We start from the raw sequence: 12,993 nt of genomic DNA, 5'->3' as shown, positions 1-12,993 counted from the left end.
TCAGCCAACCATGTAGGTCGCGGTCGTTGTCGCTATATGTACGCCGGTGTCATTGTGCAGATCGACGCGGGCGACAGAAACTTTATTCCCGGCGCGGATCAGGCTGGCTGAGGCGATAAAATATTCGCCACGGCCGGGGCGCAGGTAATCGACCCGTAAATCGACAGTACCCATTTTTGACAGGCGCTGGCGCATTTCTGCTTCGAGCAACGGGTGGTCGGGTTTGTCGCGGCGGATCAACGAACTGGTGACGCACACCAGCCCGGCAGCGACGTCGAGCACTGCGGCGATCACCCCACCGTGTAAGATTTTTTGTGCTGCGTTGCCAACCAGTTTGGTTTGATTAGCGAATTTCAGCTCCGCGTAATCGCAGTCGAGACGTTTAAGCTCCAGACCGAGTTCGCGGTTAAAAGGCATGTCATAAACGAAAATATTGCCGATCAGCTGCAGGGCAGCTTCGTGGCTGAGGGATGACGCGGACATGAAAGGTTTCCTGATCCAAACGACTGAGCGTTATAGTCGCCCAACTAGTTAACGGAATGTTGATTTTATGTGCCAAGGACAGTGAATTCTACCTCGTGCATGATAAATCTATTCATTACTCTTGCGCGAATGTATATGTGTGTAAAATGCTCTGCTTTGTTTCTGAATACCGGCCTTTAGCTGGCTATTTCAAACCATCAATTCTAAAAAACATTAAACACTATAGGGTGAGGAAAAAATGCGTAAAACTTGGGCTGTCGGGGCCACCATGTTGGCGTTGCCATTGCTGGGACATGCAGAAGAAGCAACGGTACAGGAAGTGCATGATAAACCGGCAGTGCGTGGCAGCATCATCGCCAGCATGTTGCAGGATCACGATAACCCGTTCACGCTTTATCCTTACGAATCGAACTACCTGCTTTATACCGATACCAGCAACATCAACAAGAAAGCCATCCAGTCTTATGACTGGGCAAATAAAGCGCGTCATGACGAAGTCGCCTTCCAGCTGAGCCTGGCCTTCCCGCTGTGGCGTGGCATTGCCGGTGATAACTCGGTGCTCGGTGCATCCTATACACAGAAATCCTTCTGGCAGCTTTCTAACAGCGGCCAGTCTTCACCTTTCCGTGAAACTAACTACGAACCGCAGCTATTCCTGGCGTGGGCGACGGATTATGACTTCCTGGGCTGGACGCTGCGTGAAGCTGAATACGGCGTGAGCCACCAGTCAAACGGTCGCTCAGACCCGACGTCGCGCAGCTGGAACCGCGTCTATGCGCGCTTTATGGCCCAGCACGGCAACTGGCAGGTAGATCTCAAGCCGTGGTATCGCATTCCTGAAAGTGAAGAAAATGATGATAACCGCGACATCACCAAATACATGGGGTACTACCGTCTGAAAGTCGGTTATGCGTGGGGCGACAGCGTGTTCAGTGTAGAAAGCCGTTACAACTGGAACACCGGCTACGGCGGCGCGACCACTGGCTGGAGCTACCCGATTTCCAAGCACGTACGCTTTTACACGCAGGTGTTCAGTGGTTACGGTGAGTCATTGATTGACTACAACCACAAGCAAACTCGCGTGGGTGTGGGTATCATGCTTAACGATATGATGTAATACCCGTCATACTTCAGGTTGCAGATCTGCTGGTTGCGCCCGGTTCCCCGAATCACTTACTCAGATAAGTTTATCGGGATGCCCTCACTTGCCGCCTTCCTGCCACCCGAATTATTTAGGGTATATAATATTGTTGCAGTACAGCCCCGGCGGCTTTAGGGCTTAGCCGGGTGGTTTGAACAGTTGGGGAATTGAGTGTCTACGGCGGCAGTGATAAATAAAGAAGAGCTGGCTCATCAGGTATTACGCGATACCTTCGGCTATCAGCAATTCAGACCGGGTCAGCAAACGATCATCAATACCGCCATTTCTGGCCGGGATTGTCTGGTGGTGATGCCGACCGGCGGCGGTAAGTCGCTGTGCTATCAAATCCCTGCGCTGGTGATGGACGGCCTGACGCTGGTGGTTTCACCGCTCATCTCCCTGATGAAAGATCAGGTCGACCAACTGATGGCGGCGGGTGTTGAAGCCGGCTGCCTGAACTCGACCCAAACCCGCGAGCAACAGCAGGAAGTGATGGCAGGCTGCCGTACCGGCCGCATCAAAATGCTGTATATCGCGCCGGAACGTCTGATGCTGGGGGATTTCCTCGAGCAGTTGCAACAGTGGAATCCGGCGATGCTTGCCGTCGATGAAGCCCACTGTATTTCCCAATGGGGACACGATTTCCGACCAGAATACCGGGCACTCGGCCAGCTCAAACTGCGTTATCCGCAACTGCCGGTGATCGCGCTGACGGCGACCGCTGATGAAGCGACCCGCAACGACATCGTCCGTCTGCTGGAGCTTAACGATCCGCTGATTCAGGTCAGCAGTTTCGATCGTCCCAATATCCGTTACACGCTGGTGGAGAAGTTTAAACCGCTCGATCAGCTGATTCGCTTCGTGCAAGACCAGCGCGGCAAAAGCGGCATTATTTATTGCAACAGCCGCGCCAAAGTCGAAGACACCGCCGCGCGCCTGCAAAGCCGTGGTCTGAGCGTGGGTGCTTATCACGCCGGTCTGGACAACGATACCCGCGCCCGCGTGCAGGAAGGTTTCCAGCGCGATGATTTGCAAATTGTGGTCGCCACCGTGGCGTTCGGCATGGGCATCAACAAGCCCAACGTGCGTTTCGTGGTTCACTTTGATATTCCGCGCACCATCGAGTCTTACTATCAGGAAACGGGCCGTGCCGGGCGTGATGGCCTGCCTGCCGAAGCGGTGCTGTTGTACGATCCGGCCGATATGGCATGGCTGCGCCGCTGTCTGGAAGAAAAGCCGGCCGGTGCGCAACAGGATGTCGAACGTCACAAACTGAATGCGATGAACGCTTTTGCGGAAGCGCAAACCTGCCGCCGTCTGGTGTTGTTGAATTACTTCGGCGAAGGCAAACAGAACGCCTGCGGTAACTGCGACGTTTGTCTTGATCCGCCAAAACGCTACGACGGCCTGCTGGACGCGCAAAAAGCGCTGTCAGTGGTCGCACGCGTCGGACAACGCTTTGGTTTAGGTTACGTGGTCGAAGTGCTGCGCGGCTCGAATAATCAGCGCATCCGCGAATACGGGCATGAAAAACTGAGCGTCTACGGCATCGGTAAAGAACACAGCAACGAACACTGGACCAGCGTGGTACGCCAGCTGATCCACCTCGGGCTGATTATGCAAAATATCGCCATGCATTCGGCATTACAGTTGACCGAAGCGGCGCGTCCGGTACTGCGCGGAGAAATCCCTTTGCAGCTGGCGGTACCGCGTATTCAGACGCTGAAGATTAAAAGCCCGTCCCGCCAGAAAGCTTATGGCGGCAATTACGATCACAAGCTGTTTGCCAAACTGCGCAAGCTGCGTAAGTCGCTGGCCGATGACAATAATGTGCCACCGTACGTGGTGTTTAACGACACAACGCTGCTGGAAATGGCTGAACATCTGCCGATAAGCCCAAGCGATTTGCTGGATATCACCGGCGTCGGCCAGCGCAAGCTGGAAAAATTCGGGCGACCGTTTATGGCGATGATCCGCGATCACATCGATAACGGCGACGACTAACAGATTCGAATACCTACACATAACACAGAGAGTTAATCATGCTGACGCTGTTTCTGATGGTTGCGATGGTGCATATGATCGCACTGGCCAGTCCCGGTCCGGACTTCTTCTTTGTTTCGCAAACGGCGGCCAGCCGCTCGCGTAAAGAAGCGATGATGGGGGTCATTGGTATTACGCTGGGTGTCGCGGTATGGGCAGCGGTGGCGCTGATGGGCCTGCATCTGATCTTGCAAAAAATGGCCTGGCTGCATCAGATTATTACCGTCGGCGGTGGCCTGTACCTGTGCTGGATGGGGTGGCAGTTACTGAAATCTGCACGTTCTAAAAAGCAGGACGGCGGAGCTGAAACCGACGTCGCTGTCGCATTGCCCGCGCGTGGCCGCACCTTTATGCGCGGGCTGCTGACCAATCTGTCCAACCCGAAAGCCGTCGTCTACTTCGGCAGCGTGTTCTCGATGTTCGTGGGCGACAGCGTCAGCGGCGGCGAGCGTTCAGCCATATTCCTGTTAATCGTGATTGAAACCCTGGCCTGGTTCTCTCTAGTCGCCATGGTCTTTGCGCTGCCGAAAATGCGTCGCGGCTATCAGCGTTTAGCCAAATGGATTGATGGCGTCGCGGGCGTGGTATTTGCCGGATTCGGTATCGCGTTAATTGTAAATCGTTGATCTGAACGTTAAGCGCATAAAAAAGGGTCCGGCTAAATACCGGACCCTTTTTGCATTCTGAGGACTTAAACTTTGCGCGCACTCGCCAGTAAAACCCCCACCAGCATAAACAGCGAACCAAAAATGCGGTTGAGCAACTGCATCTGTTTTGGCGCCTTCACCCAGCCCGCGATGCGCGTTGCCAGCGTGGCGTAACCGATCATCACAATGATATCGACCACCACCGTTGTAACGCCTAACACCACGTATTGTGCAGCCTGCGGCTGGTGAGGAATGATAAACTGCGGGAACAGTGCCGCCAGAAAGACGATGCTTTTTGGATTGGTGAGGTTCACCAGAATGGCGCGTTTGAACAGGCGACGGCGCGGCATGCTGCTGGCCAGAGCGTTCAGATCAATCGCCCCGGCAGAGCGCCACTGGCAGATACCCAGCCAGATGAGATACGCCGCGCCCAGCCATTTGAGCATCTCAAACGCCAGCAGCGATTGTGAAATCAGCGCGCCAAGGCCGATACCTACCAGCACGATGTGGATTGACAATCCCAGTTGCAATCCGGCAATCGACGCCACTGCGCCGCGATAACCGTGACTGATGCCGGTGCTCATCGTATTGATTGCGCCGGAACCTGGGGACAGACTTAAAATAGAAGTAGTGAGCAGGTAGGTTAACCACCAGTCCAGTGTCATTGCGAGACTCCCTGAATACGTTTTATGTTGTTTTATGGCACAATACGCCATTGTCTATAGTTGTGCTATAGCTCACAAATAACACTTTTCTCCTCTGCGACTCACAAATTTGGATCAATTGAATGTCTGCGAATTACGCAAGTTGGTTAACACGTGAAAAGGAGTTTGCCGCCTTTGCGACCGGGCCTTTGCTTGATTTCTGGCGCACGCGTGAGGAAGGTGAGTTTAACGGCGTTGACGATGTCCCGATCCGCTACGTCCGGTTCTGTTCCCCCCACCATGATAAAGTCATTATGGTGTCACCGGGCCGTATCGAAAGTTACGTAAAATACCCCGAAGTAGCCTACGATTTATTTCACTGTGGTTACGATGTGATGATTGTCGATCATCGCGGGCAGGGGCGTTCCGGCAGGATGCTTGACGATCCACACTGCGGTCACGTCCAGCACTTTGATGATTATGTAGAAGATTTTGAGCGCTTTTATCAGCTGGAAATTGCGCCCCGTCAGTACGAGAAAAAGTTCGCGCTGGCACACTCTATGGGGGGGGCAATTCTGGCGCTGTATCTGGCGAAGAACCCGCAAAGCTTTGATGCGGCGGCCTTGCTGGCTCCTATGACCGGCATTTATTTGCCGATGCCGGGCTGGATATCCCGCCGGATCCTCAACTGGGCGGAAAACCGTCCGGTTCGTCGCGATGGCTATGCGCTTGGCACTGGCCACTGGCGGCCACTGCCGTTTGTGGTGAATCGTCTGACTCACAGCCGCGAACGTTATCGCCGCAATCTGCGCTACTACGCCGATTATCCCGAGCTGCAAGTCGGCGGGCCAACGTATCACTGGGTGCGTGAAGGTATCGACGCCGGGATGCATATCCTGAAAGAAGCCGAGAAAATCACCACGCCCGTCCTTTTATTGCAGGCAAGCGAAGACCGTGTGGTCGACAACCGGTCTCATCTTGCTTTTTGTCAGGCCATGGCCGTTGCGGGTCACCCTTGTGAAGGGGATAAACCGCTGGTCATTGAAGGCGCGCGCCATGAGATCCTGTTCGAGCGGGACGACCTCCGGGCACAGGCGCTGGACGCTATCATGCGCTTTTTTGTGCGACAGCATTAATCCGCGGTACGCCGCGCACAACTCCATCAGAGGTTAGAACCTACGCTATGTACCATGTTGTTGCTTCCGATTTAGATGGCACACTGCTATCACCTGACCATACCCTGAGCCCGTTCGCAAAAGAGACGCTCAAGCTGCTCACGCAGCGCGATGTGCATTTTGTGTTCGCCACCGGGCGTCACCATATCGATGTCGCGCAGATGCGTGACAATCTGGAAATCAGCGCTTATATGATCACCTCGAACGGTGCGCGCGTGCATAACACCGACGGTGAACTGATTTTCTCCCACAATCTGGACGAAGATATTGCCCGCGATCTGTTCGGCATCATGCACAACAATCCGGATATTCTGACCAACGTTTACCGTAACGACGACTGGTACATGAACCGCGACCGCGCCGACCAGGACGATTTCTTCCGTGAATCCGTGTTCAAATACAAGTTGTACGAACCGGGTCTGCTGGAAACGGATGGCATCTGCAAAGTCTATTTCACCTGCGAAGATCACGAGAAACTGCTGCCGCTGGAAGAAGCGATCAATGCGCGCTGGGGCGATCGTGTAAACGTCAGCTTCTCGCTGCCGGTCTGTCTGGAAGTGATGGCAGGCGGCGTATCGAAAGGCCACGCGCTGGAATACGTCTCGAAACTGATGGGTTACACGCTGAAAGACTGTATCGCCTTTGGCGATGGTCTGAATGACCTTGAGATGCTGAGCATGGCCGGAAAAGGCTGCCTGATGAGTGGCTCCCTGCCGCGCCTGAAAGCAGCGATGCCGGATGCGGAAATCATCGGTTCTAACGCCGACGATGCGGTACCGCATTACCTGCGCAGAATGTATCTGTCTGAATAATCCCGACGATGAAGTCCGTTAATCAGTAAAAGAAAAAGGCACCGTTCGGTGCCTTTTTGCTATGCGTCATGACATTTGGAATCAGGCGTTTTTCGCCAGCTGCGCCTTGTGTTTATTTTCACTCAGCATAGTTAATACCAGCAGCAGAACCGCCAGCACACATCCGGCAATCATCACGATAAAGCCGCCGTCCCAACCGAAGTAATCCACGGTGTAACCAACGATGGCACTTGCCGCAACCGAGCCGCCCAGATAACCGAACAATCCGGTAAAGCCCGCCGCCGTTCCCGCCGCTTTCTTCGGTGCCAGCTCCAGCGCGTGTAAGCCAATCAGCATCACAGGGCCGTAAATCAGGAAGCCGATGGTGATCATACAGGCCATATCAACGCCCGGATTGCCCACCGGATTCAGCCAGTAAACCACCGTGGCGATGGTCACCAGCACCATGAAGAATACACCGGTAGCGCCGCGGTTGCCTTTGAACACTTTGTCTGACATCCAGCCGCACAACAGAGTCCCCGGTATGCCCGCATATTCATACAGGAAATACGCCCACGAGGATTTATCCAGCGCGAAGTGCTTCACTTCTTTCAGGTAGGTCGGTGACCAGTCGAGAATGCCGTAGCGCAGCAGGTAAACAAACACGTTCGCCAGCGCGATATACCAAAGCAGTTTGTTGGGCAAAATGTATTGCATGAAGATCTGCTTCGCCGTCAGTTCCTGCTCGGCAGACTCTTTCACGTAGTCAGGCGGATAATCGTTTTTATACTCTTCGATAGGCGGCAGACCGCAAGACTGCGGAGTGTCGCGCATGGTCATAAAGGCAAATACCGCCAGCAGGATCGCCCCGAAAGCGGGCATATACAGCGCCGCATGCCAGTCGTTAAACCACGCCATGCCGAGCAGGAAAAGCAGGGGAGGAATACCGCCGCCGACGTTATGCGCGCAGTTCCACACCGAGACAATTCCGCCGCGCTCCTTCTGTGACCACCAGTGAACCATCGTGCGTCCGCACGGCGGCCAGCCCATGCCCTGAAACCATCCACACAGGAACAGCAGCACGAACATGATGGCGATGCTGGAGGTTGCCCATGGCACAAAGCCCATAAACAGCATCACAGCGGCGGCGAGGATCAGACCCGCAGGGAGGAATACGCGCGGATTAGAGCGGTCGGAGACCGAGCCCATAATGAATTTCGAGATACCGTAAGCGATGGAAATCCCGGACAGCGCAAAGCCCAGATCGCCGCGCGAAAAACCCTGATCGATGAGATAAGGCATTGCCAGGGCGAAGTTTTTGCGCACCAGATAATAGGCCGCGTAACCGAAGAAAATCCCCATGAAGATTTGCCAGCGGAGACGGCGATAGAGCGGGTCGACGTGGCTTTCATCCACGGGCGCTTTGTGTGGCGCGGGTTTGAAGATACTGAGCATACATGCCTCCCATGGCATAAATCAGGTCTGACTCATCATGAGCCACTGACAAAGGGCAATGCCGATATGTTCCAAAACGAACATCATGCTAACGGGCAGAGCGCCGATGAACTGTGATAGATGACATAATTGTTACAGTTTTATGACTAAGGAGGCGGATTTTGCGATATTGAGTAACAAAATGAAACGTCAGAAGGCCGGAATGTCTGGTTTGATCACGTTTTTGAAAGGTATCCCGTTCGTTAACGTGATCGCGCGCGTTTCCCTTCGAATGTGAGCGAAAAAATCCATTTTAACTCTGTGGACAACGCGATGAGGTGTCAAACCTGGCAGATCAGCAACAAAAAAGCGGAGCCAAAGCTCCGCCTGAGAGTGCCGCTGAAAGTGAAGATTACTGAACTTTCAGGGTATTGATAATAGCTTCGGCATCCGCCTGCGCTTGTTGCTGATTGTCAGCCGGCAGGGTGATTTGCAGCGTCAGAAGATGGCTGTCCACTTTACCCAGCACGATAGACGAATAAGCTTTCTGACCGGCAGAGGTGATCACGCTGTCATACTGTTGCATCGTCTGGCCGTTAACCTGAATCGATTTGTTCGTCACAACCTGCAGGTTGGTATCGCGGGCTTTTTGCTGATCCTGCAAACGGGCAGTCAGCGTTCCCAGCGATTCGGTCGTGTTATCCCCGAGGATCACAATCACCGCTTTCTGACCGGTGCTGTCGGCGTACACGTGCATGTTGTTTGCCTGAGTGCCCAGCTTACCGCTCTGGTCGCTCATTCCCTGCGGAAGGGAGAAGGTGACTTTTCCATCCAGCAGGCTGACTGGCGCGGTGGTTGTCGCGGCGGCGGCTGCTTTATCTGCTGCCGGTGCGTCAGTCGTTTTACCGTCACACGCCGCCAGACCGGCGACCAGTACTGCCATTCCCATCATTTTAGCGAAGTTACGCATCGGTCTTCCTTAAGTGGCCTGTTCATCAGGCTTAGATGTTGACTTAACGGCCTTATGGCAACCTATTCACGCCGCAAATGCAAGTCAGATTATGGCGCGATTTGTGTTTTGGTGAAGGCGGATCTGATAAGGGGCGAAAGCCCCTTGTTAACCGCTAGTGCGCGCGCATGGCCGACGAGGTGTGATTTCCCTGAGCGGACAGCCGCTTAAGCAGCATGTTCAGCAGCACGCCGTACATTGGCAGGAAGAACACCAGACAGATCAGCACTTTGAACGTGTAATCCACCAGCGCGATTTCCACCCAGTGTTCGGCCATAAAGGCGTCGGTGCTTTTGTAGAACGCGATGAAAAAGAACGACAGCGTATCGCTGATATTTCCCAGGAACATCGAGGCAACCGGTGCTATCCACCAGCGGCGGTTCCGGCGCAGGCGGTTGAAGACGTGAACGTCGAGAATTTGACCCAGCACATACGCCATAAAGCTGGCGGTCGCGATGCGTGCCACCATGATGTTCAGGCTGCTGAGTGCGCCGACACCCTGCCACTGCGCTTCAAAGAACAGGGCGGAAATGACGTAGGAGATGGCCAGTGCAGGCACCATCACGGAAAGAATAATCCGTCGCGCCAGAGGCGCACCGAAAATCCGCACGGTCAGATCGGTCGCCAGAAAAATAAACGGAAACGTGAACGCGCCCCATGTGGTGTGGAAACCAAAAATGGAGACGGGCAACTGAACCAGATAGTTACTGGAAGTAATGATGGCGATGTGGAAAAGCGAAAGCCATATCAACGCGGAAAACCGCTGTTGAGCAGTAAAGGAATACATGATGTGACCTTTTTAGTGAATTGGGGTGAGGGAACCCAAGAGTGTCTTTTCTTTCACACCGGTATTTCCGGTGCGGCGCGCATAGTATCTGTTGCGCAGCGTTTGCGCAACAAATCCGGTGGTTAATTATAGCGCAACGGTTTGCGCAGGTTGCGTGAGAAAACCAGCGGGTTAAACTGTGGCCCATTACCGTACAATCGCGCATTGCCGCTGAAAATGTTGAGAAACGAAATGACCGATCCCTTTATCAACCCGGACCATCAGCTTGATGCGCTGGGCCTGCGTTGCCCGGAACCTGTAATGATGGTCCGTAAAGCGGTACGCACCATGAAAGACGGCGAAACGTTGCTGATCGTCGCCGATGATCCGGCAACGACCCGCGACATTCCCGGCTTCTGCCGCTTTATGGAACACACGTTGTTAGCGTCTGATACCGAAAGCCTGCCGTACCGTTATCTGCTGTGCAAAGGGCGGATCGGCGAGACCCACCCGTAATCCTCAGCGCGATTTATTGCGTAACAGTCTCAGGGCGTTGGCAGTGACGAGTGCCGTTGCGCCTGAATCTGCCAGCACCGCCAGCCACAGGCCGGTCAGCCCCATAATGGTGGTGACCAGGAAAATCGCCTTCAGCCCCAGCGCGATGGTGATGTTCTGACGGATATTCGCCCGCGTCGCGCGCGACAGGCTGATCATCTGCGCCAGCCCGCTCAGGCGGTTGTGCGTCAGCGCAGCATCGGCGGTTTCCAGCGCCACGTCAGTGCCACTGCCCATCGCAATCCCGATTGTTGCGGCTTTCATCGCCGGTGCATCGTTGATGCCGTCGCCGACCATTGCCACCGGTTTCATGGCGTTCAGCTCAGTGACCGCGGAGACTTTATCGGCGGGCAGTAAACCGGCGCGGAAATCAATGCCCAGCCGGTCAGCAATGGTTTTCGCCGCACGCGGATTATCGCCGGTCAGCATCACTGCCGATACGCCGAGCGCTTTGAGACTGCGTAACGCGTCGACGGCGTCATCGCGCAGGCGATCCTGCATCGCCACCAGACCGATGGCCTGCGCGTCCTGCATCACGACGACCACAGTTTTACCGGTGGATTCCCACTCGGCGATTTGTGTTGTGGCGGCCGCACTCAGCGCACTTTCTTCCACGTGCTTTGGTGCCAGCACCTGAATCTTTCTGCCCGAGACAATCCCTTCCACGCCGGAACCGGCCAGTGCCCGGCGATCCTGTGCGGTGATTGGCAGCGGATTATGAGCTTTCGCGCGGGCTAAAATCGCCTGCGCCAGCGGATGATGTGAACCTTCTTCGACCGCAGCCGCGAGGCTTAACACTTCGCCTTCGCTGGCGCCATTCAGCACCAACACGTCGGTGACCTCTGGTTTACCTTCGGTCAGCGTGCCGGTTTTATCCAGCGCCACGGTTTCGATCAACGCCAGCTGTTCCAGCGCTGCACCGCCTTTGATTAACGCGCCCTGACGCGTGGCCGCCGCCAGTCCGGACGTGATCGCCGCAGGCGTCGAAATCACCAGCGCACACGGGCAGCCGATCAGCAGTAACGTCAGACCGCGATAAATCCACGTTTCCCACGAAAGCCCCATCGCCAGCGGCGGAATGATAATGACCAGCAGCGAAAGCAGCATGATGATCGGCGTGTAGTAACGGCTGAAGGTATCGAGGAAACGCTCGATCGGCGCGCGGCGCTCGTCGGCTTCTTCGATCAGTTGCAGGATGCGGTCAATAGCGCTGTTGCCGGGCGCGGAGGCGACTTCCAGACGCGCCAGACGATCGACGCACAGGCTGCCCGCCGGGACTTTTTCTCCAGGCAGGCGCTCGACCGGTACCGATTCACCGGTCAGCGCGCTTTCATCAAAACTGGCGGCGCTGTGCAAAACTGCATCGGCAGGCAGACGCCCACCGGCGGCGATTTCAATAATATCGCCGGGACGCAGACTGGCGACCGGCACGGATTCTGTTTTGCCATCAATAACCCGTACGGCGGTGTCCGGGATCAGCGCCATCAGTGCTTTCACCCCACTGCGCGCGCGACTGGCGGCAAAGGATTCGAGACGTTCACCGATCATAAACAGCAGCAATACCATCGCAGCTTCGGCGGTGGCACCGATAAACAGCGCACCCAGCGCGGCGATGCTCATCAGCGTTTCGATGGCAAAAGGCGAACCGGAACGTGTCTGGCGGATCGCCTGAAGCAACACCGGCCAAAGGCCGACCAGCGTGGTGGCGATAAACGCAATTTCACCGGCCTGCGGATTGAAAATATCGAGGATCCAGCTCAGTAACATCAGTGCGGAAAGGGCGATCAGCGGCAAATATTCTTTCAGCAGTGATGCGTCCTGCGCGGGGGGATTCTGCGTTTTATCGAGGGATTGCAGGGTAAATCCTGCGCCGGTGACGGCGTGCAGAACGTTTTGCGAAATATCATGGCTGGCGTCAATCACCAGTTTTTCGGTGGCGAACAGCACTTTGGCGCGACTGACGCCGTTCAGGCCTGATACGGCATTTTCGATTTTACGGGCACAGGCCGGGCAATCCATCCCCTCGACACGCCAGCTGTATTGCTGGTTGCCGGAGAGTGGCGCGCTGGGATCATCTTCACCCGGCGAGCCTTCCAGTGTGCCGTCGGCTGTGGTGTGTGAGTGTTCACTTGTTTTTGGTGCGCAGCAGCTGTCTGTGGAAGCGCATGCTGATGCCGCAACGGCTGGTTTATCGCTGCAACAAGGGGCTGGCGCAACGGCGCTGATTTTATTGATGTGCAGTCCGGGCGCACGTTTGCCCTGACAACCGCAGGTACAGCCGGTATTTTTTTGAAGTGGGATCATA

12 protein-coding genes are annotated in these 12,993 nt (G+C 55.2%); 6 read left to right on the top strand and 6 right to left on the bottom strand.

Translation table 11 applies throughout. The annotated features are described in order from the left end of the window. A complete protein-coding gene (locus I2123_RS00760; RefSeq protein WP_112165540.1) occupies positions 1-483 on the bottom strand; it encodes a thioesterase family protein in 483 nt (160 codons plus the stop codon). Between the two features lie 238 nt (positions 484-721). Between I2123_RS00760 and pldA the strand changes: the two genes are divergently transcribed. The 3 genes from pldA (at position 722) to rhtC (ending at position 4,293) form a co-directional block, all read left to right on the top strand. Continuing rightward, entirely contained in the window at positions 722-1,600 is an 879-nt protein-coding gene (gene pldA / locus I2123_RS00755) for a phospholipase A (protein WP_112165541.1), read from the top strand. Between the two features lie 195 nt (positions 1,601-1,795). After that, a complete protein-coding gene (gene recQ / locus I2123_RS00750; protein WP_112165543.1) occupies positions 1,796-3,628 on the top strand; it encodes an ATP-dependent DNA helicase RecQ in 1,833 nt (610 codons plus the stop codon). A gap of 38 nt (positions 3,629-3,666) precedes the next feature. After that, positions 3,667-4,293 (top strand): threonine export protein RhtC, encoded by a 627-nt coding sequence (gene rhtC / locus I2123_RS00745; RefSeq protein WP_112165545.1) that lies wholly within the window; start codon positions 3,667-3,669, stop codon positions 4,291-4,293. Between the two features lie 65 nt (positions 4,294-4,358). Here rhtC and rhtB read toward each other — a convergent pair whose 3' ends face one another. Beyond that, positions 4,359-4,979 (bottom strand): homoserine/homoserine lactone efflux protein, encoded by a 621-nt coding sequence (gene rhtB, locus I2123_RS00740; protein ID WP_112165547.1) that lies wholly within the window; start codon positions 4,977-4,979, stop codon positions 4,359-4,361. 122 nt (positions 4,980-5,101) lie between these two features. Between rhtB and pldB the strand changes: the two genes are divergently transcribed. Beyond that, a complete protein-coding gene (pldB, locus tag I2123_RS00735; RefSeq protein ID WP_213051586.1) occupies positions 5,102-6,094 on the top strand; it encodes a lysophospholipase L2 in 993 nt (330 codons plus the stop codon). Between the two features lie 47 nt (positions 6,095-6,141). Next, positions 6,142-6,945, top strand: a complete 804-nt coding sequence (yigL, locus tag I2123_RS00730; protein WP_112165551.1) for a sugar/pyridoxal phosphate phosphatase YigL — start codon at positions 6,142-6,144, stop codon at positions 6,943-6,945. Positions 6,946-7,026: 81 nt separating this feature from the next. Here the strand turns inward: yigL and glpT are convergent, their stop codons facing one another. The 3 genes from glpT to I2123_RS00715 form a co-directional block, all read right to left on the bottom strand. Next, the gene (gene glpT, locus I2123_RS00725; RefSeq protein ID WP_112165553.1) at positions 7,027-8,379 is read right to left on the bottom strand and encodes a glycerol-3-phosphate transporter; all 1,353 of its coding nucleotides are present in this window, start codon (positions 8,377-8,379) and stop codon (positions 7,027-7,029) included. Positions 8,380-8,770: 391 nt separating this feature from the next. Continuing rightward, positions 8,771-9,328 carry a DcrB family lipoprotein gene (locus I2123_RS00720; protein ID WP_112165555.1) on the bottom strand — a complete coding sequence of 186 codons (558 nt, stop codon included), beginning with the start codon at positions 9,326-9,328 and terminating at the stop codon, positions 8,771-8,773. Positions 9,329-9,482: 154 nt separating this feature from the next. Then, positions 9,483-10,154 carry a 7-cyano-7-deazaguanine/7-aminomethyl-7-deazaguanine transporter gene (locus I2123_RS00715; protein ID WP_112165556.1) on the bottom strand — a complete coding sequence of 224 codons (672 nt, stop codon included), beginning with the start codon at positions 10,152-10,154 and terminating at the stop codon, positions 9,483-9,485. 231 nt (positions 10,155-10,385) lie between these two features. Between I2123_RS00715 and tusA the strand changes: the two genes are divergently transcribed. Then, a complete protein-coding gene (gene tusA, locus I2123_RS00710) occupies positions 10,386-10,649 on the top strand; it encodes a sulfurtransferase TusA (RefSeq protein WP_112165629.1) in 264 nt (87 codons plus the stop codon). Between the two features lie 3 nt (positions 10,650-10,652). On the opposite strand, the gene I2123_RS00705 is transcribed toward tusA, so the two are convergent. Next, positions 10,653-12,992 carry a zinc/cadmium/mercury/lead-transporting ATPase gene (locus I2123_RS00705; RefSeq protein ID WP_213051585.1) on the bottom strand — a complete coding sequence of 780 codons (2,340 nt, stop codon included), beginning with the start codon at positions 12,990-12,992 and terminating at the stop codon, positions 10,653-10,655. Position 12,993: the final 1 nt, after the last annotated feature.

The organism is Rahnella inusitata, from assembly GCF_018288855.1.
Classification (GTDB): Bacteria; Pseudomonadota; Gammaproteobacteria; order Enterobacterales; family Enterobacteriaceae; genus Rahnella; species Rahnella inusitata.
The sequence above is the reverse complement of the archived record's forward strand: the minus strand, read 5'-3'. Positions and strand labels throughout refer to the sequence as shown.